We start from the raw sequence: 25,549 nt of genomic DNA on the forward strand, positions 1-25,549 counted from the left end.
AGATAATGGGCAAGGTTTATCACGGTAAGGATGGCGAAACCAAGTTCATTGACCCGCGCGCCATTGACGCGGCGGCTTTCCCTTTCTACCCCTGTTGCGGGCAGGGAATGGAGCCGGATGGTGGAAGTCGATTTTGGCGGTGAAAATGATGTCGTTTTCGAGCGCCGCGGTTGCGCGGGCCTCATCCGCCTGATGCGGCCCGCCGCGTTGAATGCGCTGACCCACGGCATGGTCAAGGCGATGCGGCGCGCGCTCACCGCCTGGGAGGCTGATCTGGATGTCGCGTTGATCATCGTGGAGGGCGAGGGGCGTGCCTTCTGCGCCGGCGGCGATGTGGCCGCGGCCTACAGGGCCCGCCTCGCAGGCACTCCCGCCCATGATTTCTTCGCCGACGAATACCGCCTCAACGCAAAGATCAAGCGCTACACCAAGCCATATATCTCCTTTCTCGACGGCATCGTCATGGGCGGCGGCGCAGGCATTTCCGTGCATGGCTCCCATCGTATCGTGACGGAGAATACGCTTTTTGCCATGCCGGAGGTCGGAATCGGCTTCTTCCCGGATGTGGGCGCCAGCGCCTTCCTGCCGCATCTGCCCGGTCATTTCGGGCTCTATCTGGCGCTCACCGGCAACCGGATTCGCTGGGGCGATTGCCTTGGAACCGGCATCGCTACCCATGCAATCGCTTCGGAGGCCACAGGGCGCGTGCGGAATATGCTCATCGAGACAGGTGATGTCGCGGCGGCTCTGGCCGATACGGCAAGCCCCGATTTCGAAACAGGCGGCGAAACCCGGCAACTGATCGCCGAATGTTTCGCCGAAGCGACGCTGGAGGACTGCATCGCGGCATTGCAAGGCAGTGCTGACGCAGGCAGCGATGCAACTGCCGCCATCCTGAAAACCATGGAAAGCCGCTCGCCGACGAGCCTTTGCGTCACATCAAGGCAAATGGCGGAGGGCAGGGCGCTTTCCATGGACGATTGCATGCGGATGGAATATCGCATCGTCACCCGGATGCTCGCAGGGCATGATTTCTATGAAGGCGTGCGCGCGGCGCTGATCGAAAAGGACGGCAAGCCCCGCTGGCAGCCTTCACGGCTGGCGGATGTCTTGCCCGGTGATATCGATGCCTATTTTGCGCCGCTTGGAACGAGGGAACTGACGCTGCCATGATGGAGGAGCAACTGCGCCAGCGCGCCGAGCCCACGCTCGCCGAAACCGGCTTCGTCTGGTTCATGCGGCTTTTGTCGATCTATTCGCTGGCGCTGGGGGTCGCTTACTGGATTAGGCTCATCGGCCTCCATCCGGGACTGCTCTGGCGCTTCGACCTGATGCCCTGGCAATGGCAGGCCGCGTCCGTCTCGCTGGCGGTGTTGTTCCCGGTGGCGGCAAGCGGCCTCTGGATGCGCGCGCCCTGGGGCCCGGTCGTCTGGTTCGCGGCGGCAATTTTGGAAACGGCGATGTACACCGTCTTCGAGCGCGTCTACGCCGCCAAGCCCATGGTCGGCGTCACCAATGGCCTGATCCTGGCCGTCTATATCGCGTTTCGTGTAATGCTGGTTCTTCAGGAGCGCGAGCGCCGTAAGCCATGAGTACAGGCTACATAAGCAATTCATTAAGCCTGAATTTGCTTCTTCTTCGGTAAGCTCCTGTTAAGTCTGTGTTTTAATTCGAATTTTATGCGTGTCGATTATTGTCTGTCTCAACGGTGAGAAAAAATACACCGACGCAACAGAGAGGCATAAGACGATGATCAATACCCAGCGCAAGTCGGGCGCGGATACGCGTTCGCAGAATGAACAGACGGCTTTGCGGACGCTCTATCTGGAAGCGTTGCAGCTTGTAGAGCGCCTGCATCGCCGCCTGCTCGATGTCGTCAAGGACGAGTTCGAGCGTAACGGCCGCAGCGATATCAATGCGGTTCAGGCACTGCTGCTCTTCAACATCGGCAATGCCGAGCTGACGGCGGGCGAGCTGCGCAGCCGCGGCTATTACCTCGGCTCCAACGTGTCCTACAATCTGAAGAAGCTCGTCGAGATGGGCTTCATTCATCACCAGCGCTCCCGCGTCGACCGCCGCTCGGTGCGCATCAGCCTGACCCCGAAGGGCCAGGAAGTGGCCGATCTGGTGGCCAAGCTCTATGAGCGCCACGTCGCTTCGATCGAGCAGGTCGGCGGTATCCGCGCCGAAGAGTTCCAGAATATGAACAAGTCGCTGCAGCGCCTCGACCGCTTCTGGAACGACACGATCGCCTACCGCATGTAATACTCCTGGCATATAATTGTTGCACAAACGTCACATCGACAAAAAGTCCGGCTGACCAGCCGGGCTTTTTGCCGTTGGCGCGCTTGCTGCAGCCCGATGCGACATGATTAAGCCATAAACGCGGGCCTGATGCATGGGCAGGGAAACTCCGCGATCAGCTTTAAACAAGGGGTTTGGGTGCCAGTCTCCCCGCGTGTCCTAGGGGATGCGCGGTAGGAGAAAGTTGCCGTTTGTTAACGCTGTTCTGGATAAAGTTTGAATCAGTTTGCGTCGATAAACGGCCGGAGAACTTGAGCTAAAGATGAGCAATTCAGGGAATGCACCGATGAACAATCCTCGGAAGAATCTCGCAGCTTCCATGATGGATCGCCGCCTGTTCCTGCGCGGCGCGGCGACCGCCGGACTCTCGGCATTCGCGACGGGGGCGTTTGCCCAGCCCGTCATCAATGAAGTTCTCGCCGCCCCGCGCCGCGGCAACTGGAACGACCAGTTCGATGCCCGCGTTTCCGGCGCGCAGAAGGTGGCGACGAACCAGCCCATCATGAGCCCGGCGACCCTGTCCTATGTGCAGACGGCAATCGGCCAGTACAGCAACATCGTTGCCCAGGGCGGCTGGCCGCAGGTGCCGGGCAATGCCAAGCTGCGCCTCGGCGCGGTCGATCCCGCAGTATCCATCCTCCGCCGCCGCTTGATGATCGCCGGCGATTTGCCGGAAAGCTCGGGCCTTTCCAACGCCTACGACACCTATGTCGACGCGGCGGTCAAGCGCTTCCAAGCCCGCCATGGCCTGCCTGCCGATGGCGTGATGGGGCAGTTCACCTATGCCGCCATGAATGTGAGCGCCGATGTCCGGCTGGGACAGCTCAACACCAATCTCCAGCGCTTGAGCGAGATCGCCAACATCACCGATCCGCGCTTCGTCATGGTCAACATCCCGGCCGCGCAGATCGAGGCGGTGGAAAATGGCCGCGTCGCCCAGCGTCATACCGCCATCGTCGGCAAGATCGACCGCCAGACCCCGCTGCTCGTGTCCAAGATCCATGAGGTCATCCTCAATCCCTACTGGACCGCGCCGAAGTCGATCATCGAGAAGGACATCATTCCGCTGATGCGGAAGGACCCGACCTATCTGACGCGCAACAGCATCCGGCTCTTTGATGCCCAGGGGCAGGAAGTGCCGCCGGAAAGCGTGGACTGGAACACCAATGACGCGGTCAAGCTGATGTTCCGGCAGGACCCGGGCAAGATCAACGCGATGGCGTCCACGAAGATCAATTTCCACAACGCCCATGCGGTTTATATGCATGATACGCCGCAGAAGAGCCTGTTCAACAATCTGATGCGCTTCGATTCGTCGGGCTGCGTGCGCGTGCAAAATGTGCGCGACCTCGACGTCTGGCTGCTGAAGAACACGCCCGGTTGGGACCGTCAGACCATCGAGGCGACGATCAAGTCGGGCGTCAACACGCCGATCCAGCTTGCCGATCCGGTGCCGGTGCATTTCATCTATGTCACCGCCTGGTCCACCGGCGACGGCGTCGTCCAGTTCCGTGACGACATTTATCAGCGCGACGGTGCGATGGAATTGGCGCTCGGCACGGATATCTGAGCCAAAACGGATAGCTGAAATTGATAGCGAACAGGGTCATCCCTGTTCGCTATTTTTAATTGCATCGCGCCCCGCGATTATAGAAATTGTCTATGGGCAAGCGTGGGGGCGCGGGGAATGGTGGTCAAGCGGGAGCATTTTACGCAATCGGTGAAGCCGGGCACCTTGCCGGACGATGGCACAGATGTCATATCTTCAACCATGAGTGAGGTTGACGCCAAAATCGCTGCTTCTGAAGCCCGGACGGATACCAAGTTCGCCCAGGTGATGGGCGAGTTCCGGCTTCTCAACCAACGCTTCGACCATTTCGACCAGCGCTTGGGAAAGGTCGAACAGCGGCTGGATCATCATGAACTCGTCTTTTCCAGCCTGCGGCTGAACATCTGGCTCGCTTCCGCCACCACCGTCGGTCTGGTCATCGCGATATTGAGTTGGGGGACATCCATGTTCGGTGTCGGTCTGGATGCCCAGACCATCGCCGAGCAGGCCGGCAAAAATGCCGTGCAGCAGGTCCAGCCAAGACTGGACAATATGGAAACCAGACTTGGCAATCTCGAAAAGCAGGTGGGCGAGATTCTGACCACGCTCCAGGCTCTGAAAAAGGAACAACCTGTTCCTCCTCCGCAATAAGCCCAAGACATTAGACACAGTCCTGCCCCCCATGCCGCTTTCCAGCCACTGCTTTTCGCGGCTGCGCCATTGGCCTTGGGCGTGTGAATATGATAATGCGCCGTCATCCATTGATGAATGCCCGGCAACCCGGAGGGATAGCTATCATGTCGCAGGCCAACGCTGCCTCGGAAGTCTTTTTCAACGCTCCCCTTGAGGAGACAGATCCCGAGCTTTTCGGTGCGATCCGCAACGAGCTTGGCCGCCAGCGCCATGAGATCGAGCTGATCGCCTCGGAAAACATCGTCTCCCGCGCCGTCCTTGAGGCGCAGGGCTCGATCATGACGAACAAATATGCCGAGGGCTATCCGGGCAAGCGCTATTATGGCGGCTGCCAGTTCGTGGATGTGGCCGAGGAACTGGCTATCGAGCGCGCCAAGAAACTGTTCGGCGCCGAGTTCGTCAATGTGCAGCCCAATTCCGGCAGCCAGATGAATCAGGCCGTGTTCCTGGCGCTGCTCAACCCCGGCGACACTTTCATGGGCCTCGACCTCAATTCTGGCGGTCATCTGACGCATGGCTCCCCGGTCAATATGTCGGGCAAATGGTTCAACGTCGTCTCCTACGGCGTGCGACAGGACGATAACCTCCTCGACATGGACGAGATCGAGCGTCTGGCGCAGGAGCATAAGCCGAAGCTCATCATCGCCGGCGGCACCGCCTATTCGCGCTTCTGGGACTGGCAGCGCTTCCGCGCCATTGCCGATTCCATCGGCGCCTATCTCATGGTCGATATGGCCCATATCGCCGGCCTCGTCGCAGGCGGCGTGCATCCGTCGCCGGTTCCGCACGCTCATGTCATCACCACCACGACTCACAAGTCGCTCCGCGGTCCGCGCGGCGGCATGATTCTCACCAACGACGCGGAAATCGCCAAGAAGATCAATTCGGCTGTGTTCCCTGGTCTGCAGGGCGGTCCGCTGATGCATGTTATTGCCGCCAAGGCCGTGGCCTTCGGCGAGGCACTCAAGCCCGAGTTCAAGACCTACGCCCGCAATGTCGTGGACAATGCCCGCGCGCTGGCGGATGTTCTGAAGGAAAACGGGCTTAACATCGTCTCCGGTGGCACCGACAATCACCTGATGCTGGTCGATCTTCGCCCGAAGAACGCCACTGGCAAGCGTGCGGAAGCCGCTCTTGGCCGCGCCAACATCACCTGCAACAAGAACGGCATCCCCTTCGACCCGGAAAAGCCCTTCGTCACCTCGGGCGTCCGTCTCGGCACTCCCGCCGGCACGACGCGCGGCTTCGGCGTGGCCGAGTTCCGCGAGATAGGCAATCTGATCTCGGAAGTGCTCGACGGTCTCAAAGCCGCCAATTCCGATGAGGGCAACGCCGCAGTGGAAGAGGCCGTGAAGCAGAAGGTCATCGCGCTCACCGACCGCTTCCCACTCTATCCGTATCTCGGCTGATCACGCATCGGTGTATAGGACAACTGTGTGTTTCATTATGAAGTTCTTATGCCATAGTCTGGCTGGGCGTGATTCCGAAAAGTGTGAAGCGGTTTTCGGGTGAAATCACGTCTCAGAGAATCGATCACGGTGAAAGAACTCCATGCGTTGTCCCTATTGCCAGTCGGAAGACACACAGGTGAAAGATTCCCGCCCCGCTGAAGATGGGTCGGTGATCCGCAGGCGTAGGGTATGCTCGGTCTGCGGCGGGCGCTTCACCACATTCGAGCGCGTGCAGCTGCGCGAGCTTCTGGTTATCAAGAAGAGCGGGCGACGCGTTCCTTTCGACCGCGACAAGCTGATGCGCTCGGTCGAGGTGGCGCTGCGCAAGCGGCAGGTGGATCCCGACCGCGTCGAGCGCGCCATATCAGGCATTGTCCGTCAGTTGGAGAGTTCCGGCGAGGCGGAGGTGGAATCCGAGGAGATCGGCCGTCTTGTCATGGACGCACTCAAGGGCATCGACGACATCGCTTATATCCGCTTCGCGTCCGTCTACCGCAATTTCCGCCAGGCGCGCGATTTCCATAGCGTCATCGATGAACTGACCGCCCAGGATAAGCTGCCGGACGGCGATTTCGTCGAGGAGTAAACCATATGGCGGGGGCCGATACACACATCAGCAAAGACGATCTGCGGTTCATGGCTGCTGCCATCCGCTATTCCCGCCGTCATCTGGGACTGACCGGGACCAATCCCTCGGTCGCCACCCTCATTGTCCGTGATGATGGCAACGGGCCGGTCATTGTCGGGCGCGGCGTCACGGCGATAGGCGGGAGACCCCACGCCGAGACGGAGGCCATCGCCGAGGCCGGCGAGAAGGCGAGGGGAGCCACGGCCTATGTGACCCTCGAGCCCTGCGCCCATCATGGCCGTACGCCGCCCTGCGCCGAGGCTCTCGTTGCCGCGGGCGTGACACGCGTAGTCGCCGCCGCGACCGACCCTGATGACCGCGTTTCCGGCAAGGGATATGCTATCTTGCGCGCCGGCGGCCTCGAAGTGGTTGGAGGCGTTCTTGCGGACGATGCCGCTGATGTCATGGGCGGATATCTCATACGCTCGCGCAAAAAACGCCCCGAGGTGACGCTGAAGCTCGCCATTTCCGCCGATGACATGATCGGGCGCCGAGGCGAGGGGCAGGTGAGAATTACCGGACCTGTCTCATGGGGGCAGACCCATATGATGCGCGCTGAAAGCGATGCAATCCTCATCGGCATCGGCACGGCGCTTGCCGACGATCCCATGCTGACCTGCCGCCTGCCGGGCCTGGAAAGACGCTCGCCGGTCCGTATCGTGCTTGACAGCGATCTGCGTCTGCCGCTGTCGTCCGCGCTGGTGGTCTCCGCTTCCGCCGTCCCCGTCTGGATCGCATGCGACGCCAATGCCGATCCCCGCAGGAAGCAGGCGCTGGTCGATGCCGGCTGCCGCATTCTGGCGACGGAGAGCGCCGATGGCCGTATCGCCCTGCCGGAACTGCTGGAGGATCTGGCCGCGCAAGGCATCTCCACCGTTATGGTGGAGGGCGGTGCCGAGATCGCGGGCCAGTTCCTGAGCGAAGGGCTGGTCGACCGCATCGCGCTTCTGGAAGGGCCTGAAGCCATTGACGGCGAAAGCGGGGTGGCGGTGCCTGGCCTGCGTTCCCATATCGACAGTAGTTTTGTGATAAGCCGTGAGGCGCGTTTCGGCGCCGATTGCTTCACCGAGTTCAAGAGGAAGCCCTGATGTTTACAGGTATCGTGACTGATATCGGCAAGGTTGATCGCATCAAGCGGCTGAACGAGGGCGTCCAGCTGCGTATCGAGATGAATTATGACCCCGAGACGATCGCGCTCGGCGCATCCATCGCCTGCGCTGGCGTATGCCTGACCGTCGTCGCCCTACCGGAAAAAGGCTCGAATGCCCGCTGGTTCGAGGTAGAGGCGTGGGAGGAGGCGCTGCGCCTGACGACGCTTGGGACATGGAAATCCGGAACGCGCATCAATCTCGAGCGCTCGCTGAAGCTGGGCGACGAGATGGGCGGGCATCTGGTTTCCGGCCATGTCGACGGGCAGGCCGAAATCATCGAGCGGAAAGAGGAGGGCGACGCCGTCCGCTTCCGCATCCGCGCGCCGGAGGCGTTGGCGCCCTTTATTGCGCAGAAAGGCTCGGTGGCGCTCGACGGCACCTCCTTGACGGTCAACGGTGTCGACGGCAATGTGTTCGACGTGCTCCTGATCCGCCACTCGCTTGAAGTCACTACCTGGGGCGAGCGTAAGCTGGGCGACAAGGTCAACATCGAGATCGACCAGCTCGCGCGCTACGCTGCGCGGCTCGCGCAATATTCGAAAGAGGCGCAATAGGCCTCGCCGCTGACGCAGAATGCTGAAGGCGGGCGAGGGCTGTGCGTATCCGTCCCTACAGGAATCGCGCCCCAAACAACATGCCTCATTGAAATTCATCGCATCCTGCTCTAGAGCGGTTGCCAATATGCGGACCTGATTTCCGCCCCCAATTTTGCGGCCCTGTCGCTGGCCGCGCGAAACCCGTCATGGAGCCACTCATGTCCGAGAACAAGGCGCGCGCGCCGCATTTGCTTATTGTCGAAGCCCGGTTTTACGATGATCTGGCCGACGCCCTGCTGATCGGCGCGAAGGCGGCCCTCGATGAAGCGGGTGCGACCTATGATGTGGTGACCGTTCCGGGCGCGCTGGAAGTCCCGGCGGTCATTTCCTTCGCCCTCGATGGCGAAACCGATTATGACGGTTTCGTCGCGCTCGGCTGCGTTATCAGGGGCGAGACCTATCATTTCGACATTGTCGCCAACGAATCGGCCCGCGCTCTGATGGATCTCTCCGTCGAGGAAGGCATTGCCCTCGGCAACGGCATCCTGACGGTGGAGAATGAGGAGCAGGCCTGGGTTCGCGCCCGCCGCGAGGAGGGGGACAAGGGTGGCTTCGCCGCCCGCGCCGCGCTGACCATGATCAAACTGCGCGAAAAACTGGGAGCCTGACGAAATGGCTTCTGCCCCCGAAGGCCGGCCCGCTCATCGACCGGCCAACAAGCGCGGCGCCGCCCGGCTCGCCGCCGTGCAGGCGCTCTATCAGATGGATGTCGCCGGTACCGGCGTGCTTGAGGTCGTCGCGGAATATGAGGCCCACCGGCTCGGCAAGGAAGTGGATGGCGCGCAATATCTGGAAGCCGATCCGCAATGGTTCCGCGCCATCGTTTCGGGCGTCGTTACCGACCAGTTGAAGCTCGATCCGATGATCCGCGATGCGCTGACCGAGGATTGGCCGCTCTCGCGCCTCGATTCGACCCTGCGCGCCATCCTGCGCGCCGGCTGCTGGGAGCTGAAGGACCGCAAGGACGTGCCCACCGCCGTCATCGTCTCGGAATATGTCGATATCGCCAAGGCGTTCTTCACCGATGACGAGCCCAAGCTGGTCAACGCGGTTCTCGATAGGCTGGCCTTCCGGATACGGGGAGAGAGCCGTGGCGTGAAGGGCGCGTGAGCCCTCTGGAATTGACGGATGGCCGCCACGGTGCGGTCCGAGTTAATTAAGATCCGCCGGGCAGCCGGGACCATGAGGCGTTCATGGCGAGAAATGTTGAAATTAAGGCTCGCGTCTCCGACCTGACCGCAATTGCCGCTGCGGTCAAAGCTCTGTCCGCTGATTTGCCTCAGACGATCGAACAAACGGATGTGTTCTTTCCAACGCGGGAAGGGCGATTGAAACTCAGGATCCTTTCGCTCGCTCGCGGCGAGCTTATTTTTTATCAACGTCCTGACCAAACCGGGCCAAAGACGAGCACATATTCAATCAGTGCGACAAATGAGCCTTTCACTTTACGCGCCGTCCTGTCCGCGGCATATGGCGAGGACATTGTCGTACGGAAGGTGAGAACGCTCTTCATGCTAGGGCGAACGCGCGTTCATCTCGATAGGGTGGATAATCTGGGAGACTTCCTTGAACTGGAAGTCGTGCTTAAGGGCGAGGACCAGATCGCCGCTGGTATCGAGGAAGCTTATGCCATCATGAACAAGCTCGGCATCAGGGAAGCGGACTTGATAGATGGCGCATATGCCGATCTTCTAAGGTCGCGAGCCTGAAAGGCTGCCGTGCAATTTTCTAAAGCCACAATAAGCAAAATATTTCAGGGGGCCGCATTGTCTTTACCGCAAGTGACCGCCGCCGAAACCGAAGCAAAACGAACCGCCTTCATTCTGGCAGTGGCGCAGGCGGTTGTCGGCAGCGCCTCGCCCATCGCCATCTCCATGGGCGGGCTGGCGGGTTATTACCTGCTGGAACTGGACAAATCCCTCGCCACCGCGCCCGTGACCGGCTTCAGCCTCGGCACCGCATTGGGAATGCTCCCCGCCGCCGCGCTGATGCGGCGGGTCGGGCGGCGCTATGGCTTCATGGCCGGGGCGGCGGTGACGTCGCTGGGCGGCATCCTTGCGGCGCTTGCCCTGTTCCGGGGGGATTTCTGGCTGTTCGTCGCGGGGCTGCTTGGCATCGGCCTCGGCACCGCCTTCGTCCAGCAATATCGCTTCGCGGCCACCGACGATGCACCCTCGGCCTTCAAGCCCAAGGCTGTGTCCTGGGTGATGACGGGTGGCGTCTTCGCCGCCGTCCTTGGTCCCATGGCCGTGATCTACACACGGGACCTCTTCGAGCCGATCATGTTCGCCGGTGCCTTCCTGACGGTCGGCGTCATCGGCGTGGCGGGCATCGGCATTCTGTCGCTGCTGCGCTTGAAAAGCCATGTCGCGGCGGTAATGGAGGAGGATACTCTACCGGCCCGTCCGCTCAAGACCATCATTTCCCAGCCGCGCTTTTTCGTGGCGCTTCTCTGCGCCATCGTCACCTATGCGCTGATGAGCTTCGTCATGACCGGCGCGCCGCTCGCCATGGTCGGCTGCGGCCTTTCGACCGACGAGGCCACGCTCGGCATCCAGTGGCACGTGCTGGCCATGTTCGGGCCCAGCTTCTTCACCGGACGCCTGATCGGCCGCTTCGGCAAGGAGACGGTGGTCGCTGCCGGGCTTGTCTTGCTGCTCGCCTGCGCGGGCGTTGCGCTCGCCGGCATCGCGCTCTGGAACTTCTGGCTCGCCCTGATCCTGCTCGGCATCGGCTGGAATTTCGGCTTCATCGGCGCCACGACCATGGTAACGGAAACCTACCGCCGCTCGGAAAAGGGCAAGATCGAGGGCTTGCACGATTTCCTCCTGTTCGGCACCGTCGCCATCGCCTCGCTCATGTCCGGCACGACGCTGACGGTCTATGGCTGGGATGTGCTGAACTGGATCGTCGTTCCGGTTAGCATCGCTTGCCTCTTCGCGCTCGCCGGGCTGGTGATGCTTGAGCGGCGGCGTGTGCGGGCCCCGGCGGAGTGAAAAGTGCGAGCAGGCCGCGGTTGCGCTTCTGCCAGCCTTTCCATCCCAATATACATAGCTTTATTTCTTGGTGATTGTCCCGCCGTTTCGCGTGTTTATGGAAGGCGGAAGAATAAAACATAAAGAACGATAGAAAGACTCAGCCTCGTCAACAATCTCGTCCGTTCTTCATGTGCGATAGATCAAGTAAGTTTTGAAGTTAAAAGATATTAGAATAATACATATAAAATAATGACGAATATGCCTATATTTAAGCATAATTAAATCACATTTTTATTAAAAATCTAGATATCGCACCTGACGTTACATAAATACAGGCGACAGTCAGGGGGCGAATATTAGGGCGGGACCTCAGAAGGAGAATGTCATCATGAATCACAAACTTTTGGCTACACTCTTAGCAGGTGTTCTCACCCTCGGCCTGAATGGGATCGCTTCAGCCGGCACGACCACAGTCAAAAACGGCGGTACGCTAGTGGTAAACGGAAAAACAATAACTACCGGAGACGGAGCTACGGTAACCTTCCCGTCGGATTGGCTGGGTCTCTGATCTCTAGGAAACCGGCCAAATGGCCGGTTTCCCTTTCGCCTGAAAAGGATGTGAGCGGCGCCACGACCATGGTGACGGAAACCTATCGCCGCTCGGAAAAAGGCAAGATCGAGGGCCTGCATGATTTCCTTTTGTTCGGCACCTCGCCATCGCCTCGCTCATGTCCGGCACGACGCTGACGGCCTATGGCTGGGAAAACGCAAACGTCCCCACCCCCATCCGCCCGCTAACGCGAACACCTTCCCCGCATGGGGAAGGTGTGCGTGCGCCCATGTCCAATATACATCGCTTTATTTCTTGACGATTGTCCCGCCGTTCCTCATGTTTATTGAAGGCGGCGGAATGAATATTTTATGCCGCTTAAATACAGGCCCGGGAGGAGCTTTGGGTCGGTAAATAATTGAAAAATAATGGGAGTTGGCATGACAGTTCTTCTTTTCGTCATCGCCTGCGGCGCGGCGGCAGTCATTTATGCCGTATGGGCCACCAGATCGGTGCTATCGGCCGATCAGGGCAACGCGCGGATGCAGGAAATCGCGGCGGCCATCCGTGAGGGTGCGCAGGCCTATCTCGCCCGGCAATATACGACCATCGCCATCGTCGGCATCATCGTTTTCGCCCTCGTCTGGTATCTTCTGTCTGCCTCGTCGGCGGTCGGCTTCCTCATCGGCGCGGTGCTGTCGGGCCTTGCCGGTTTCATCGGCATGCATGTCTCGGTCCGCGCCAATGTGCGCACCGCGCAGGCCGCCTCGCGCAGCCTTGCCGGCGGGCTGGAAATCGCGTTCAGGGCAGGGGCCATCACCGGACTTCTGGTGGCAGGCCTCGCGCTGCTAGGCGTCGCCGTCTATTATCTCGTGCTCACCCAATGGCTGGGCTATCCGTCATCGGGGCGCGAGGTGATCGATCCGCTCGTCTCGCTCGGCTTCGGCGCGTCGCTCATTTCCATCTTCGCACGCCTCGGCGGCGGCATCTTCACCAAGGGCGCGGATGTGGGCGGCGATCTTGTCGGCAAGGTCGAGGCGGGCATTCCCGAGGACGATCCGCGCAATCCAGCCACCATCGCCGACAATGTCGGCGACAATGTCGGGGATTGCGCGGGCATGGCGGCGGATCTGTTCGAGACCTATGCGGTGACGGTCGTCGCCACCATGGTGCTCGCCGCGATCTTCTTCGGCGCGGTCCCCATGTTCGAGATGATCATGGTCTATCCGCTCGCCATCGCTGCGGCCTGCATCCTGACCTCCATCGCGGGCACCTTCTTCGTCAAGCTCGGCGCCAACAATTCCATCATGGGCGCGCTCTATAAGGGCCTCATCGCCACGGGCCTTCTCTCCATCGTCGGCCTCGCCGTCGCGACGTCGATGACCATAGGCTGGGGCGAGATCGGCTCTGTCGCGGGCAAGGCGATAACGGGAAGCAACCTCTTCATCTGCGGGCTGATCGGCCTTGCCGTGACGGGGCTGATCGTCCTCATCACCGAGTACTACACCGGAACCGGCAAGCGCCCGGTCAATTCCATCGCGCAGGCCTCGGTGACCGGCCACGGCACCAATGTCATCCAGGGGCTGGCGGTTTCGCTCGAATCGACGGCGCTGCCCGCGCTCGTCATCATCGGCGGCATCATCTCCACCTACCAGATCGCAGGCCTGTTCGGCACGGCCATCGCCGTCACCGCCATGCTCGGTATCGCCGGGATGATCGTCGCGCTCGACGCCTTCGGCCCGGTGACGGACAATGCAGGCGGAATCGCCGAAATGGCGGGGCTCGATCCCGATGTGCGCAAATCCACCGACGCGCTCGACGCGGTCGGCAACACCACCAAGGCCGTCACCAAGGGCTATGCCATCGGCTCTGCGGGCCTGGGCGCGCTGGTGCTCTTCGCAGCCTATTCGAATGACCTTGCTTATTTCGCGTCCAACGGGGCGACCTTTCCCTATTTTGCGGACATAGGCCACGTCTCCTTCGACCTCTCCAACCCCTATGTGGTGGCGGGGCTGATCTTTGGCGGCCTCATCCCCTATCTCTTCGGCGGCATCGCCATGACCGCCGTGGGCAGGGCAGGGGGCGCGGTGGTGCAGGAGGTGCGCCGGCAGTTCCGGGAGAAGCCGGGCATCATGACCGGAACCGACCGACCAGACTATGCCCGCGCCGTCGATCTTCTGACCAAGGCGGCGATCCGGGAGATGATCATCCCGTCATTGCTGCCGGTGCTGGCGCCCATCGTCGTCTATTTCGGTGTTTTGCTGATCTCGGGCTCGAAAGCCTCCGCCTTCGCCGCGCTCGGCGCATCGCTCCTCGGCGTCATCGTCAACGGCCTGTTCGTGGCGATTTCGATGACCTCAGGCGGCGGCGCATGGGACAATGCCAAGAAAAGCTTCGAGGACGGTTTTGTCGATAGCCAGGGGATCAAGCATCTCAAGGGCTCCGAGGCGCACAAGGCTTCCGTCACCGGCGATACGGTTGGCGATCCCTACAAGGATACCGCCGGCCCGGCGGTCAACCCTGCGATCAAGATCACCAACATTGTCGCGCTGCTGCTGCTGGCAGTGTTGGCGCATTGAAACAGCGAGCTTGAGCAGGGTGTCGCGCTAAACTTACCGGGCATCCTGCTCAAAAAATCGTAGGCAGAAGCAGCTGTGCGGTGATTGAACCAGGCGCACGCATCCGGCGAATTGGCGTCCGGGCTGAGGCAGGACACAGCCTTGTCTGCGAAGGAGACGATATGATGTGGTGTATACCGCTGATTATCACGCTTGAGATAAAGAAAACCCGCACGGCCTGGATAATCACCGTGCGGGTCTATATCGAAATCTAAGCGTCCGACCTGCAGCGTTCCTGCGCTGCAGGTCACTTCTTATATAGGCCAAACCTCGTATTTTTACACGAACCGGCAAAGCCTGCGGGGCCGATCACCGCCCCGTCGTGGGTACACCCATCGGCATCTTGCCGGCGCCGGCGAGGATCTGGCCGAGGAAGGTCTGGTCCTTGCCGCCGGTCGGCGTTGTCCGCGAGATGAAGTCGAACACCTTGCCGTCCTGCAGGCCGTAATGGGCGATCCGCTCGACCTTGCCGTCCTTGTTGAAATAGACGGCGAGGATGCGCCGGTCGATGGTCCGGGGCGTCAGGAACTGGGCCGGGCGATAGCGTTTCTCGGAGATGTAATAGAACACCTCATTGTCAAAGGTCGCCGTGGTCGAGGGCGAGCCCAGTGCGAGCAGAACCTGTTCGCGGCTCGAGCCCACCGGCACCGTATCGAGCGCCTGCTGATCAAGCACATAGCCCTGCGTCAGCGTTTCGGCGGGGTTGAGCGAGGCGGCTGTGTTGCACCCCGCTAGGCCGGCCGAAAGCAGGATGGTGCTCGCGATGAGGAATGCCTCTCTCGTCTGGACACTCTTGAAAATCCGCTGCGACAACGACATCTCCATCTTCATCTGTAATCCGGCACTTCCGCCATCGGGTGAACTTCGGTAAACCACCTTGCTTCTGGATGCAACAAGCGCGGGTCCCACCCGGATGATTCTTAAATTATTCAGCCGCAAGGCAAAGGTAAACGAGGCAATTACTCTTGCCGTTTATGAAGCGATCGTGGCAGCGGCGCGGCAGCCGCATTTTTATGCACTGCTTTCTGTGCCCGATACCCCCATCGGGCGCTATGAAATGCTCTCGCTCCACATGTTTCTTGCCCTGCACCGGCTGAAAGGCGAAAATGAAGCGCTCCGCGCCATCGCCCAGGAGATTGCCGATGAGTTCTTTAGGGATGTAGACCATTCGCTACGCGAGCTCGGAATCGGCGACCAGGGCGTGCCGAAACGGATGAAGAAGCTGGCGCGCATGTTCTATGGCCGCATCGAATCCTATGAGTCGGCCTTTGCAATTGGAGACCGGGAGGCCTTCGCCGCGGCCCTGACGCGCAATGTCCGGCCCGATCTGGAATTCTGGCCGGGCGCTGCGCCGCTGGCGGCCTACGCCTTCGAAGCGAAGGATCAATTGCACAGGCAGCCGGACGAGGAACTGGTGCGGGGGCATATCCTGTTTCCCGATGCGGAGCGGCCCGCCATACCGGCCTGAGTAAAAAGAAAGAAGACGAAGATGAACGAAACGCCCGCACTGAAATTTCCTGTGTCCGTGCAGCATGTGCCGCAAAAAGGCCTGACCGTCACGATCAAGGCCGACGACCGGGAACGCGTCGCCCTCGCCAGGGACCACGGCCTGGAGGAGGTGAAATCCTTCGAGGCGGAGTTCCAGATCATGCCCTGGAAGAAGCGGGGCCTTAAGGTGCATGGCCGGATCGATGCCGACGTCGTCCAGTCCTGCGTCGTTACGCTGGAACCCATCGAAGCCAGGATTGCCGAAAAGGTCGAGACGATTCTCGTCCCCGAGGATTCGAGCCTCGCCCGCATTCGGCTTGATGAGAGCGGCGAAATGCTGATCGATGCCGAAGGCCCCGACATGCCCGAAACCTTTTCCGGCGACCATATTGACGCTGGCGCCATTGCCGAGGAATTCTTCGAGCTTGCTCTCGATCCTTACCCTCGCAAGCCCGGCCTGCCGGAGGAAACGATCATAGAAGTGGGCAATGCCGAGCCGGAAAAGCCGGTTTCGCCTTTTGCAAAGCTGGCGGATTGGAAGAAAAAGTAGTGACATCCGGTTCCGCTTCAATCGGCTGAAACGAAATTCCTGTTGTCTGCGATTGCAAAAACGCTATTTTCCCCGCGATTGCGGGGATCGGTGCAGGCGGAGCGGCTGGCGCCGGACTTACGTTAAAGCAAAAGGGCCGGGAACACTCCGGCATTCAATAAGCATAATCAAGCGGCCGGAAAGCCGCGGGACCGGGACAGGACAAAAGTGTGATCAGAATCTCGATCGACGCGATGGGAGGCGATTTCGGCCCAGAAGTTGTCATCCCCGGCGCGGCCATTGCGCTTGAGCGCCATCCGGACATCCGGTTTGTCATCTATGGCTTGGCGGATCGGGTCGAGCCCGTTTTGGCGCGTTACCCCAAGCTGCAGGCTGCATCCACCTTTCACGCCAGCGAAATGGCCATCCGCATGGATGAGAAGCCGAGCCAGGCGCTGCGCAACGGGCGCGGCAAATCCTCTATGTGGCAGGCAATCGAGGCGGTGAAGGAAGGCGAGGCGGATGTCTGCGTCTCCGCGGGCAATACCGGCGCGCTGATGGCCATGTCGAAATTCTGCCTGCGCATGATGGCCAATGTCGAGCGCCCGGCCATCGCGGGCATCTGGCCAACCTTGCGCGGCGAAAGCATCGTCCTCGATATCGGCGCCAGCATCGGCGCCGATGCAGTGCAGCTTGTCGACTACGCCGTGATGGGTGCCGGCATGGCGCGCGCGCTGTTCGAGATCAAGCGCCCGACCATCGGTCTCCTCAATGTTGGCGTCGAGGAAGTAAAGGGCCTCGATGAAATCCGCGAGGCGGGGCAGATGCTGCGCGAGACGCAACTGGACGGCCTCGAATATGCCGGCTTCGTCGAAGGCGACGATATCGGCAAGGGCACGGTCGATGTCGTGGTGACCGAAGGCTTCTCCGGCAATATCGCGTTGAAGGCAGCCGAAGGCACGGCCAGGCAGATGGCGCAATACTTACGCGCCGCGATGAGCCGGACGCTGATGGCCAAGATCGGCTATCTCTTCGCCAAGGGCGCATTCGAGATGGTGCGCGAGAAGATGGACCCGCGCAAGGTGAATGGCGGCGTCTTCCTAGGGCTCAACGGCGTGGTCATAAAGAGCCATGGCGGGACGGACTCGGAAGGCTTCGCCGCCGCGCTGGAAGTCGGCTACGACATGGTGCGCAATGAGCTTTTGAAAAAGATTTCCGCCGATCTCAGCCAGTTTCATGACAGCCGCCCTCTTGCCGCCACGGTTGCAGGCGAGGCCGAAGCTAGGGAATAGCAATAATTGCCGCGGCGAGCTTAAGGCTCCGCAGGACAGGGACAACAAAGCATGATCAGATCCATCGTCAGGGGCGTCGGCTCGGCAACTCCGGCCCGCATCATGAAGAACGCCGATTTCGAGGGAATCGTCGAAACATCGGACGAGTGGATCGTCCAGCGCACCGGCATCCGCCAGCGCCATATCGCGGGCGAGGGGGAGACGACCGTTTCGCTCGGCGCCGCCGCGGCGCGGGCTGCCCTGGCCAATGCCGGTCTTGAGCCCGCCGATATCGACGTGATCGTCCTTGCGACCTCCACGCCCAATCATACCTTCCCGGCGAGCGCCGTGGAGATCCAGCGTGAGCTCGGTATAACCCATGGCTTCGCCTTCGACGTGCAGGCTGTGTGCAGCGGCTTCATCTATGCGCTCACCACTGCCGATCTTTACATCAAGGGCGGGCTGGCAAGGCGGGTGCTGGTGATCGGCTCCGAAACCTTCTCGCGCATTCTCGACTGGAACGACCGCACGACCTGTGTGCTTTTCGGGGACGGCGCGGGGGCGCTGGTGCTGGAAGCCGGGGAGGGTAAGGGTCTTACGTCCGACCGGGGCGTGCTGGCGGCCAATCTGCGCTCCGACGGCTCGCACACCGAAAAGCTCTATGTCGACGGCGGCCCTTCGACCACCCAGACGGTCGGCCACCTGCGCATGGAGGGCCGCGAGGTGTTCAAACATGCTGTCGGCATGATAACGGATGTGATCGAGGCTTCCTTCGCTGAAACTGGCGTTACGGCTGAAGATATCGACTGGTTCGTGCCGCATCAGGCCAATAAGCGCATCATCGACGCCTCCGCCAAAAAGCTCAACCTCGCCGAGGAGAAGGTGGTCATCACCGTCGATCGTCACGGCAATACTTCCGCCGCGTCGGTTCCGCTGGCCCTTGCCACGGCGGTTGCCGATGGCCGCATCAAGGAGGGCGATCTCGTGCTTCTAGAGGCGATGGGCGGCGGATTTACCTGGGGCGCGGTGCTGGTTCGCTGGTAAAGCGGGCCTTTTCCACCTTTCGGCCTACATAAGGCGGCTTGACCCAGCCGGAAATGATTGTGTAACGTCCTGACCCTGTTATCTTATTGTGAAAAGCTAACCAAGCAGGTTCCGTCATGGGGGGAAAGACTGTCACCCGCGCTGATCTGGCCGAGGCGGTTTACCGCCGGGTCGGCCTCTCGCGAACCGAGTCCGCTGCGCTGGTCGAGATGATCCTTGACGAGGTTTGCGACGCAATCGTCAATGGCGAGACGGTCAAGCTTTCCTCCTTCGCCACCTTTCACGTCCGCGACAAGAACGAGCGTATCGGCCGCAATCCGAAAACGGGCGAGGAAGTGCCGATCCTGCCGCGCCGCGTCATGACCTTCAAGGCCTCCAATGTGCTGAAGCAGCGCATTCTGGAAGCACACCAGGCACGCAAGGCCAAGGTAAGACCGGCTGAGCAGGCGCCGCAATAAGGAAGCCCATGGACAAGAGCCCGGATGCCTTCAGGACCATCAGCGAGGTTGCCGAAGAGCTGAACCTGCCTCAGCATGTGCTGCGCTTCTGGGAAACGCGGTTTACCCAGATCAAGCCGATGAAGCGTGGCGGCGGGCGGCGCTATTACCGCCCGGTCGATGTCGAGCTCCTGAAAGGCATCCGCCATCTTCTCTACGATCAGGGCTATACGATCAAGGGCGTCCAGCGCCTGCTGCGCGAGAACGGCCCGCAATTCGTCATAGCGCTGGGCAATGGCGATCTGGCGGCGGTGGAAGCGATCGCGCGGCAGAAGCAGGCAGCGGCGAAGGATGCCGAGGAAGACGAGGCGGACGCCGTCCTGCCCGCCGGCATCGCTCGCCCGCAGCCCAGCCGCAAGCTCTTTGGCCTCCTGAAGGGCGAGGACGATGGCCCGGTTGGTGCCGACGATAAACGCCTCTCCAAGGACAATCGCACGCTATTGCAGGAAGCGCTGTTCGATCTACTGGAGTGCAAAAGACTGCTGGATCAGGTGCGGTGAGAGGCAAACCTCTCTTGCGCAATTGAGCTCTCTTTTCTTGTACCTCCCTCCAACCGTCCGTGGGATCTCTCTATCCTATTGAGGAAATGGCCAGGGGCGACTGGGTCTCTGCACATGGGTCAGCGTAAGTTTCTCAGGAGAGTTGCGCAAGTTAAACTCTATGATAGGTTCCCGGCGCTATCGGCTCGGTGAGGTTGCCGAGCCTAAGGAAGAGGGTTGAAAATGCGAGCCATATTGGCTTTGGGGATATCTTTTGTACTTCTGGGCGGCAGCGCTCATGCTGCTGATATGAGCGTTTCATTCGAATGGGGGCCGACGAAGAAATGCTTCGATCCTAAATCGCCGCCATTCAAGCTCGCCAGCGTTCCGGCAGAAACAAAGACGCTTGAATTCCGGATGGTAGATATGAACGCACTCGCCTACAACCATGGAGGCGGGAAGCTTCCATACAATGGGCAAGCGGCAGTTCCTTACGGGGCATTCCGTTATCAAGGACCATGCCCGCCATCCGGAAGTCACACCTATTCATGGACTGTCAAGGCGCTTGATGCCAAAGGCAAGGTGCTGGCGACGGCAAAAGCGAGAAAGATGTTCCCCTAACTACAGAATGGGAATCACGGTCCGTTCCAATGGGGCGGACTGTTGCTCGTCTTCAAAAGACGGAATGTGAGTGGCGGCGAATTGTTTGATTTAATGGTCGGAGCGACTGGACTCGAACCAGCGACCCCTTGACCCCCAGTCAAGTGCGCTACCAGGCTGCGCTACGCTCCGAACCGGTGAAAGCCTTAGAATGATGAGGGTTTTTCCGCAAGCCCTAAAAATCAGAAACCGGCAGAAAATGCACATCGGGGTACAGCACACCGCGCCTAAAAGCCCACCCCCATGAGCTTCGCGGCTCAACGGGGCAGGCCGTGGCCGAGCCCATATGGGATGGCCATGACGGTCAGAGCATATCATTGTAGGGCTCTTTGGTGCTTCCTACCAGACGTGCGAGATCGGAGAATGTCCAGGGTCGCTCGGGCTCAGTGCTGTTTGCGATCTGAAGGACGCGGATCGGAAAGCAGATCGCATCCCGATTGGACGGGTTGAGATCCTCGACAAAACGATCGTCCCCGCGGGCGGTCGCTTCCGCCTCCCGCAAGGCCTCGTCGATTTCGGACCGGGAAAGAATACCCTTCTCGACGAGTTTCTGGTTGAGGGCCGCGATGGCAAGGCACAATCCCTCGATTTGCAGGTTGGCGACATTCATGGCTAGCTTCCTCTGATTTCGGCGTTCCTCTTCAAACGCTGCAGCTGGAGCTTCGATCCATGAATGGAAACGGCCAAATTCAGTTTCCTCCGCTCGGTTGAGCCTGGCAGAGGGATTGGCTGTCTTGAAATGATGGGGCGTCGTGGTAATATATTTTGCAGAAGGAGGTGAGACGGATCTTTTACCGGTTGAGGACCGGGCCGAAGCCCGATTCCCATTTCTTACTCTTTACTGATCGTCAGGGTGAACCGCCAAGTCCTGAACCTGACTATCAGAGTAAGCCGGTGTTTCAAACGTCTCACCTCCTTTCAGTTTCGCTGGATCGATAAAAACTCAGCGGTCAGATCATAATTATACTTTCAAAGAAATTTGAAGCCCGGCTGGGGCGGCCGATTCGAAAAATTTAACGGGCTATTTTTCGAAAGCAGGTTGGGGCATTTTTGCCTTGTGCCGTACCTCCAGCGCAACGCATCCCCAGATGATCCCGATCAGAAGATAGAAATGCCGCCAATGGTCGGTGTCGATGACATTGCCGACCATCACATGGGTCAGGTAGGTTACATAGGCGCAGATGAGATAGGGTTGCCAAGGCCGGTTGCGCAGTAGGAGGCGCAGCCCCATGCCGAGGGTCAGCATGGTCATCGTCAGGAAGGCCGCGAAGCCGAGCCAGCCATAGTCGAGCAGGGCTTTCAGCCACATATTGTGGGTGTCTTCACCGTAAATCGGGCCGAACTCCAGCGGGCCGATGCCGAGCGGATGCTGCGCCGAAAGCACGAGCCCATACCAATGCCGTGCGAAGCGCCCGATGCGATCGGTGTCGTAGGATTGCACCAGTTGCGCGCGCTGCGAGAAAAGCTCCGCCACCTGCGGGATTTGCAGGGCGGCGATGATGGCGAGCCCGATGATGAGAAGCGCCAGCCCCGCCAGCACGATGAGCTTCACCCGGAATCTGTTGCTGGGATTCTTGAGAGCAAGGATGAACGGAACGAGCACCATCGCCACCAGCATCATCCCCCAGGCGGCGCGGGAAAACGAAAGGAAAAGCCCCAGAACCAGAACGAGCAGGGGAGGGATATGCATAAGCAGCGCGCGCGGCTTGCCCGTCAGGATCTGGTGAATGCTCCATGCCGCGGGCAGGATCAGGAATGGCCCGAAGACGTTCGGGTCCTGGAACGCGCCCTTCGCGCGGCCGTAAAGCGTGAAGACATCTGCGCCGGGAAAGGCGTTGAAATAGCCTAAAATGCCCAAGGCCGCGGTCATGAGAGCGGCCAGGTAATAGCCATGGAAGATCGTCGCCAACCGCCGATAATCCGCCTCGATGATCGCCGCGAAGAAGACGGCGGTGAGGGCCAGGAAAAGCGATACGCCGATATAGAGCGGCGCGCTTTTCAGGTCCGGCATCTGGCTGGCCGAAATCACCCCGCCGAAATTGAAGAGCACCAGCAGGCCCAGAAGCACCGCCGTCACACGCGAAATCCTAAGGCCGAACAGCGCCCAAACCGCAATGAGCCCCACCATGTAGAGCTCATAAGGCGCGGGCTCATCGATGACGAAGCCGGAGAGAAAAACGCCGAAGCCGACTGCGCCCTTCGAAATCAGCCGGACAAGCGCCCGGTTGACCGCCGCCCTGGTCGGAGAGGCGCTTTCAGCGACCGCGCTCAATAGGCGTTCTCCGTATTGAGGAGGCGGATCGGGGTGAGGAGCAGGATTTTCAGATCGAACCAGAGCGACCAGTTCTCAATGTAGTGGAGGTCGAACTCCGTCCGCATCTTGATCTTCTCCTCATTGTCGATCTCGCCGCGCCAGCCATTGATTTGCGCCCAGCCGGTGACACCAGGCTTCACCTTGTGCCGTGCGAAATAGCCGTCCACCACCTCGTTATAAAGGACATTGTGCGAGTGCGCCGCGATGGCGTGGGGACGAGGCCCGACGAGCGACAGCGTGCCCATCAGTGCGTTGAAGAATTGCGGCAGCTCGTCGATCGAGGTCTTGCGGATGAAGCGACCGACCTTCGTCACGCGCGGGTCGTTCTTGGTCACGGCCTGGCGCGCGGTCGGGTCGCACTGCTCGATATACATGGAGCGGAACTTCCACACCTCGATGACCTCGTTATTGAAGCCGTGGCGCTTTTGCTTGAAGATGACAGGCCCCTTGCTCTCCAACTTGATGGCGAGTGCCGTCAAAAGCATGAAGGGCGAGAAGAGGGCGATGCCGATGAGGCTGAAGACGATATCGAAGGCGCGCTTGGCGACATAATCCCAATCGTTGATCGGCTTATCGAAGACATCGAGCATCGGCACGGAGCCGATATAGGAATAGGCGCGGGGGCGGAAACGCAGATGATTGGTGTGCGCCGACAGGCGGATATCGACTGGAAGCACCCAGAGCTTTTTCAGCATCGACAGCACCCGCGCCTCAGCCGTCAGGGGCAGGGAGACGATCAGCATGTCGATATGGGCGATGCGGGCGAACTCGATCAGTTCCGACACATTGCCGAGCTTCGGATAGCCTGCCACGATGGGCGGCGAGCGGCGATTGTCGCGGTCGTCGAATATGCCGCAGATGCGGATATCGTTGTCGGGCTGTTGTTCCAGCGAGCGGATGAGATCTTCCGCATTCTTGCCGCCGCCGACGATGACCGCCCGCCGCTCCATCGTACCGTTGCGCGCCCAGCCGCGGATTTTGCGGGCGATGACGAGGCGAAGTCCGACGAGCAGCACAAGACCCGTGAAGAACCACGTGATCAGCCAGAGCCGTGAAAACTCTTCCGAGATTTTCAGGAAAAATCCTGTCAGCGCCAGTAAGGCGAAGACACCGATCCAAGAAAGAACCAGCCGCCCCAGATAATTGATGGGATTGCGCAAGGCCATGATCTGATAGCCATCGGCCATCTCGATCAGAAGCACGTAGAGAATCGCACCGCACAGGATAACGAGGGGATAGATATAGGCCAGATTATGCTGGAGGCCGACATAACCCAGAAAGATGGCGAGGCCGGAAAGGAACACGATCCCGAACTCGGCAATGCGCATCAGCCCGCTGACCATGACGGGTGAAATGGTGTCGCGGCGATATTGATGGGCAACCTGGCTGGCCGTCGGGTTGAGCGTGACCGGCTCCGCCGTCACGCCCCCGCCGCTGCCTGCCCCCTCCATGCGGGTGACTGCCTCTCTGCTGAAAGGCCCGTTCGGTTCTATGTGGTTCATGGTCGCGTCTCGCCCCGAGGATCGCAAAAACAGGTCGCTCAGAATACTAAGCCGGTCGCCTATATATTATCGGTCGCTCCCGGAAGGAAGGCTCAATCCGCCTGAAGCGCCGCCCGATAAAGGTCTTCTATAGCTTTTGCCATGGCAGTAACGCCAAATCTTTGACGAATCTGCTCATGAGCGGGCATTTTTTCGTGATATCTAGAAGGATCGGCAGCAATTTCCGCCATTTTTACTGCCAGCGCCTCGATATCAGGCGTTACCATGGTAGAAGGCTCGGAGCCGAGAATCTCCGGTATGCCGCCGACATGGGTAGCGAGGACCGGCCGTCCGGCCGCGAGGGCCTCCAGCACGATATAGGGCAGCGCTTCAGCACGGGAGGGAACCACCACCGTTCGTCCTAGAGTGAACGCCTCGCGGATCGGCATGGGATCGCGAAAAATCACCCGGCCTGCTAGCCCCAATTCCTCTACCATCCGGATGTAGCGCGGCTTTTCGGCTCCGTCGCCAACCATCGCCGCCGAAAGCTTGCGCCCGGCCAATCGCTCCGCTTCCGCGAGGGCACGGATCAGCATGTCCGGCCCTTTCAGATCGCGCATCATGCCGACATAAAGGAAATCGGCGGCTTGCGGGGCCGCCTCGATCCTTTCGAAATCCGTGTCGCTCAATCCATTATGGATGATAGTGCCGGGGCATTTCGGCTGTCCGATTTTCCTGATGTAGGAATCCTGCTCATATTGCGAGACGAAGATGATGGCGTCGGTCAACGGCTCCATCATCCTTTCGGCGGCGAAGACGAGCTTTCCGGGCCACTCGTCACGCATGAAATGCAGGCTGCCGCCATGCGGTGAATAGAAACGGGCTACGCGAGACCTGAAAACCCGTAAGGCTGAGCCGAATATGCGCGAGTGGACGCCGCCCTTGGCGCCGTGCCCGTGCAGAACATCCGGCTGCAATTTCTTGATAATGCCATATGCCCTGGCGCCGGCGAGGAAATCGCCCGGCCCGACATGGCGCTGCATCGCGATGCGATGCACACCCAATGCGAGATGATCGCGAATGCCGTCGAACAGATGGTCCTCATAGGCGCCGCCCGTCGACGAGTCGCAGATGATGCCGACATCGTGTCCCGCCGCCGATTGCGCGCGGGAAAGGTCGCGCACATGCCGGAAAATGCCGCCGACCGGCGAACGGAAGCAATGGACGATACGCAATGGCCGGGCACTCGCGACATGGATCATCGATCA

27 protein-coding genes and 1 tRNA gene are annotated in these 25,549 nt (G+C 60.2%); 22 read left to right on the forward strand and 6 right to left on the reverse strand.

Features of this window, described 5'->3' with window-relative positions; genetic code table 11:
* Positions 1 to 120 precede the first annotated feature (120 nt).
* The 15 genes from ACOWVG_RS03375 (at position 121) to ACOWVG_RS03445 (ending at position 14,479) form a co-directional block, all read left to right on the forward strand.
* Positions 121 to 1,173 carry an enoyl-CoA hydratase/isomerase family protein gene (locus ACOWVG_RS03375; RefSeq protein WP_420960172.1) on the forward strand — a complete coding sequence of 351 codons (1,053 nt, stop codon included), beginning with the start codon at positions 121 to 123 and terminating at the stop codon, positions 1,171 to 1,173.
* Positions 1,170 to 1,592: a DUF6163 family protein gene (locus tag ACOWVG_RS03380; protein ID WP_420960060.1), complete on the forward strand. Its 423-nt coding sequence runs from the start codon at positions 1,170 to 1,172 to the stop codon at positions 1,590 to 1,592. The genes ACOWVG_RS03375 and ACOWVG_RS03380 overlap by 4 nt, the downstream gene beginning before the upstream one ends.
* Before the next feature lie 157 nt (positions 1,593 to 1,749).
* Positions 1,750 to 2,265: a transcriptional regulator LdtR gene (gene ldtR / locus ACOWVG_RS03385; protein WP_420960061.1), complete on the forward strand. Its 516-nt coding sequence runs from the start codon at positions 1,750 to 1,752 to the stop codon at positions 2,263 to 2,265.
* 325 nt (positions 2,266 to 2,590) lie between these two features.
* Entirely contained in the window at positions 2,591 to 3,874 is a 1,284-nt protein-coding gene (locus tag ACOWVG_RS03390) for a L,D-transpeptidase family protein (RefSeq protein ID WP_420960062.1), read from the forward strand.
* Positions 3,875 to 3,991: 117 nt separating this feature from the next.
* Positions 3,992 to 4,504, forward strand: a complete 513-nt coding sequence (locus tag ACOWVG_RS03395) for a hypothetical protein (protein WP_420960063.1) — start codon at positions 3,992 to 3,994, stop codon at positions 4,502 to 4,504.
* Between the two features lie 146 nt (positions 4,505 to 4,650).
* Positions 4,651 to 5,955 (forward strand): serine hydroxymethyltransferase, encoded by a 1,305-nt coding sequence (gene glyA / locus ACOWVG_RS03400; RefSeq protein ID WP_420960064.1) that lies wholly within the window; start codon positions 4,651 to 4,653, stop codon positions 5,953 to 5,955.
* 142 nt (positions 5,956 to 6,097) lie between these two features.
* Positions 6,098 to 6,583: a transcriptional regulator NrdR gene (gene nrdR / locus ACOWVG_RS03405; RefSeq protein ID WP_420960065.1), complete on the forward strand. Its 486-nt coding sequence runs from the start codon at positions 6,098 to 6,100 to the stop codon at positions 6,581 to 6,583.
* A 5-nt stretch (positions 6,584 to 6,588) separates the two neighbouring features.
* Positions 6,589 to 7,713, forward strand: coding sequence for a bifunctional diaminohydroxyphosphoribosylaminopyrimidine deaminase/5-amino-6-(5-phosphoribosylamino)uracil reductase RibD (ribD, locus tag ACOWVG_RS03410; RefSeq protein WP_420960066.1), 1,125 nt, complete (start codon positions 6,589 to 6,591; stop codon positions 7,711 to 7,713).
* A complete protein-coding gene (locus tag ACOWVG_RS03415) occupies positions 7,713 to 8,330 on the forward strand; it encodes a riboflavin synthase (RefSeq protein WP_420960067.1) in 618 nt (205 codons plus the stop codon). The genes ribD and ACOWVG_RS03415 overlap by 1 nt, the downstream gene beginning before the upstream one ends.
* 200 nt (positions 8,331 to 8,530) lie before the next feature.
* Complete coding sequence (locus ACOWVG_RS03420) at positions 8,531 to 8,980, forward strand: 6,7-dimethyl-8-ribityllumazine synthase (protein WP_420960068.1); 450 nt, start codon at positions 8,531 to 8,533, stop codon at positions 8,978 to 8,980.
* Positions 8,981 to 8,984: 4 nt separating this feature from the next.
* Positions 8,985 to 9,482 (forward strand): transcription antitermination factor NusB, encoded by a 498-nt coding sequence (gene nusB, locus ACOWVG_RS03425; RefSeq protein ID WP_420960069.1) that lies wholly within the window; start codon positions 8,985 to 8,987, stop codon positions 9,480 to 9,482.
* 83 nt (positions 9,483 to 9,565) lie between these two features.
* The gene (locus ACOWVG_RS03430; protein ID WP_420960070.1) at positions 9,566 to 10,081 is read left to right on the forward strand and encodes a class IV adenylate cyclase; all 516 of its coding nucleotides are present in this window, start codon (positions 9,566 to 9,568) and stop codon (positions 10,079 to 10,081) included.
* Positions 10,082 to 10,138: 57 nt separating this feature from the next.
* On the forward strand, positions 10,139 to 11,368 hold the full coding sequence (locus tag ACOWVG_RS03435) for an MFS transporter (protein ID WP_420960071.1): 1,230 nt from the start codon (positions 10,139 to 10,141) through the stop codon (positions 11,366 to 11,368).
* A 600-nt stretch (positions 11,369 to 11,968) separates the two neighbouring features.
* Entirely contained in the window at positions 11,969 to 12,097 is a 129-nt protein-coding gene (locus ACOWVG_RS03440) for a hypothetical protein (RefSeq protein ID WP_420960072.1), read from the forward strand.
* Between the two features lie 231 nt (positions 12,098 to 12,328).
* Positions 12,329 to 14,479: a sodium-translocating pyrophosphatase gene (locus ACOWVG_RS03445; protein ID WP_420960073.1), complete on the forward strand. Its 2,151-nt coding sequence runs from the start codon at positions 12,329 to 12,331 to the stop codon at positions 14,477 to 14,479.
* A 348-nt stretch (positions 14,480 to 14,827) separates the two neighbouring features.
* Here the strand turns inward: ACOWVG_RS03445 and ACOWVG_RS03450 are convergent, their stop codons facing one another.
* On the reverse strand, positions 14,828 to 15,331 hold the full coding sequence (locus ACOWVG_RS03450) for an outer membrane protein assembly factor BamE (protein ID WP_420960074.1): 504 nt from the start codon (positions 15,329 to 15,331) through the stop codon (positions 14,828 to 14,830).
* Positions 15,332 to 15,431: 100 nt separating this feature from the next.
* Here ACOWVG_RS03450 and ACOWVG_RS03455 point away from each other — a divergent pair, with 100 nt between their 5' ends.
* From ACOWVG_RS03455 to ACOWVG_RS03485, 7 genes are all read left to right on the forward strand, one after another.
* Positions 15,432 to 15,986: a ubiquinol-cytochrome C chaperone family protein gene (locus ACOWVG_RS03455; protein WP_420960075.1), complete on the forward strand. Its 555-nt coding sequence runs from the start codon at positions 15,432 to 15,434 to the stop codon at positions 15,984 to 15,986.
* A 21-nt stretch (positions 15,987 to 16,007) separates the two neighbouring features.
* Positions 16,008 to 16,556: a YceD family protein gene (locus tag ACOWVG_RS03460; protein ID WP_420960076.1), complete on the forward strand. Its 549-nt coding sequence runs from the start codon at positions 16,008 to 16,010 to the stop codon at positions 16,554 to 16,556.
* A 209-nt stretch (positions 16,557 to 16,765) separates the two neighbouring features.
* Positions 16,766 to 17,827: a phosphate acyltransferase PlsX gene (gene plsX, locus ACOWVG_RS03465; RefSeq protein WP_420960077.1), complete on the forward strand. Its 1,062-nt coding sequence runs from the start codon at positions 16,766 to 16,768 to the stop codon at positions 17,825 to 17,827.
* A 51-nt stretch (positions 17,828 to 17,878) separates the two neighbouring features.
* Positions 17,879 to 18,850: a beta-ketoacyl-ACP synthase III gene (locus ACOWVG_RS03470; RefSeq protein ID WP_420960078.1), complete on the forward strand. Its 972-nt coding sequence runs from the start codon at positions 17,879 to 17,881 to the stop codon at positions 18,848 to 18,850.
* Positions 18,851 to 18,966: 116 nt separating this feature from the next.
* The gene (locus ACOWVG_RS03475) at positions 18,967 to 19,308 is read left to right on the forward strand and encodes an integration host factor subunit alpha (RefSeq protein WP_420960079.1); all 342 of its coding nucleotides are present in this window, start codon (positions 18,967 to 18,969) and stop codon (positions 19,306 to 19,308) included.
* A gap of 8 nt (positions 19,309 to 19,316) precedes the next feature.
* Complete coding sequence (locus ACOWVG_RS03480) at positions 19,317 to 19,847, forward strand: MerR family transcriptional regulator (protein WP_420960080.1); 531 nt, start codon at positions 19,317 to 19,319, stop codon at positions 19,845 to 19,847.
* 222 nt (positions 19,848 to 20,069) lie between these two features.
* Positions 20,070 to 20,447 (forward strand): phospholipid-binding protein, encoded by a 378-nt coding sequence (locus ACOWVG_RS03485; RefSeq protein ID WP_420960081.1) that lies wholly within the window; start codon positions 20,070 to 20,072, stop codon positions 20,445 to 20,447.
* Positions 20,448 to 20,541: 94 nt separating this feature from the next.
* Here the strand turns inward: ACOWVG_RS03485 and ACOWVG_RS03490 are convergent.
* The 5 genes from ACOWVG_RS03490 to ACOWVG_RS03510 form a co-directional block, all read right to left on the reverse strand.
* Positions 20,542 to 20,618, reverse strand: a tRNA-Pro gene (locus tag ACOWVG_RS03490).
* A gap of 172 nt (positions 20,619 to 20,790) precedes the next feature.
* Entirely contained in the window at positions 20,791 to 21,096 is a 306-nt protein-coding gene (locus ACOWVG_RS03495; RefSeq protein WP_420960082.1) for a hypothetical protein, read from the reverse strand.
* 411 nt (positions 21,097 to 21,507) lie between these two features.
* A complete protein-coding gene (locus ACOWVG_RS03500) occupies positions 21,508 to 22,758 on the reverse strand; it encodes an O-antigen ligase family protein (RefSeq protein ID WP_420960083.1) in 1,251 nt (416 codons plus the stop codon).
* A complete protein-coding gene (locus ACOWVG_RS03505; RefSeq protein WP_420960084.1) occupies positions 22,755 to 24,302 on the reverse strand; it encodes an undecaprenyl-phosphate glucose phosphotransferase in 1,548 nt (515 codons plus the stop codon). The genes ACOWVG_RS03500 and ACOWVG_RS03505 overlap by 4 nt, the downstream gene beginning before the upstream one ends.
* 92 nt (positions 24,303 to 24,394) lie before the next feature.
* Positions 24,395 to 25,543, reverse strand: a complete 1,149-nt coding sequence (locus ACOWVG_RS03510; protein ID WP_420960085.1) for a glycosyltransferase family 4 protein — start codon at positions 25,541 to 25,543, stop codon at positions 24,395 to 24,397.
* Positions 25,544 to 25,549 lie beyond the last annotated feature (6 nt).

This window comes from Brucella sp. IR073 (assembly GCF_049065735.1).
GTDB lineage: Bacteria > Pseudomonadota > Alphaproteobacteria > Rhizobiales > Rhizobiaceae > Paramesorhizobium.

Excerpts from the sequence above, each read along its gene's own strand:
- ACOWVG_RS03380 (WP_420960060.1), top strand. The coding sequence starts at position 1,170 with ATGATGGAGGAGCAACTGCGCCAGCGCGCCGAGCCCACGCTCGCCGAA.
- ldtR (WP_420960061.1), top strand. The coding sequence starts at position 1,750 with ATGATCAATACCCAGCGCAAGTCGGGCGCGGATACGCGTTCGCAGAAT.
- ACOWVG_RS03390 (WP_420960062.1), top strand. The coding sequence starts at position 2,591 with ATGAACAATCCTCGGAAGAATCTCGCAGCTTCCATGATGGATCGCCGC.
- ACOWVG_RS03395 (WP_420960063.1), top strand. The coding sequence starts at position 3,992 with ATGGTGGTCAAGCGGGAGCATTTTACGCAATCGGTGAAGCCGGGCACC.
- glyA (WP_420960064.1), top strand. The coding sequence starts at position 4,651 with ATGTCGCAGGCCAACGCTGCCTCGGAAGTCTTTTTCAACGCTCCCCTT.
- nrdR (WP_420960065.1), top strand. The coding sequence starts at position 6,098 with ATGCGTTGTCCCTATTGCCAGTCGGAAGACACACAGGTGAAAGATTCC.
- ribD (WP_420960066.1), top strand. The coding sequence starts at position 6,589 with ATGGCGGGGGCCGATACACACATCAGCAAAGACGATCTGCGGTTCATG.
- ACOWVG_RS03415 (WP_420960067.1), top strand. The coding sequence starts at position 7,713 with ATGTTTACAGGTATCGTGACTGATATCGGCAAGGTTGATCGCATCAAG.
- ACOWVG_RS03420 (WP_420960068.1), top strand. The coding sequence starts at position 8,531 with ATGTCCGAGAACAAGGCGCGCGCGCCGCATTTGCTTATTGTCGAAGCC.
- nusB (WP_420960069.1), top strand. The coding sequence starts at position 8,985 with ATGGCTTCTGCCCCCGAAGGCCGGCCCGCTCATCGACCGGCCAACAAG.
- ACOWVG_RS03430 (WP_420960070.1), top strand. The coding sequence starts at position 9,566 with ATGGCGAGAAATGTTGAAATTAAGGCTCGCGTCTCCGACCTGACCGCA.
- ACOWVG_RS03445 (WP_420960073.1), top strand. The coding sequence starts at position 12,329 with ATGGGAGTTGGCATGACAGTTCTTCTTTTCGTCATCGCCTGCGGCGCG.
- ACOWVG_RS03455 (WP_420960075.1), top strand. The coding sequence starts at position 15,432 with ATGATTCTTAAATTATTCAGCCGCAAGGCAAAGGTAAACGAGGCAATT.
- ACOWVG_RS03460 (WP_420960076.1), top strand. The coding sequence starts at position 16,008 with ATGAACGAAACGCCCGCACTGAAATTTCCTGTGTCCGTGCAGCATGTG.
- ACOWVG_RS03470 (WP_420960078.1), top strand. The coding sequence starts at position 17,879 with ATGATCAGATCCATCGTCAGGGGCGTCGGCTCGGCAACTCCGGCCCGC.
- ACOWVG_RS03475 (WP_420960079.1), top strand. The coding sequence starts at position 18,967 with ATGGGGGGAAAGACTGTCACCCGCGCTGATCTGGCCGAGGCGGTTTAC.
- ACOWVG_RS03480 (WP_420960080.1), top strand. The coding sequence starts at position 19,317 with ATGGACAAGAGCCCGGATGCCTTCAGGACCATCAGCGAGGTTGCCGAA.
- ACOWVG_RS03485 (WP_420960081.1), top strand. The coding sequence starts at position 20,070 with ATGCGAGCCATATTGGCTTTGGGGATATCTTTTGTACTTCTGGGCGGC.
- ACOWVG_RS03495 (WP_420960082.1), bottom strand. The coding sequence starts at position 21,096 with ATGAATGTCGCCAACCTGCAAATCGAGGGATTGTGCCTTGCCATCGCG.
- ACOWVG_RS03505 (WP_420960084.1), bottom strand. The coding sequence starts at position 24,302 with ATGAACCACATAGAACCGAACGGGCCTTTCAGCAGAGAGGCAGTCACC.
- ACOWVG_RS03510 (WP_420960085.1), bottom strand. The coding sequence starts at position 25,543 with ATGATCCATGTCGCGAGTGCCCGGCCATTGCGTATCGTCCATTGCTTC.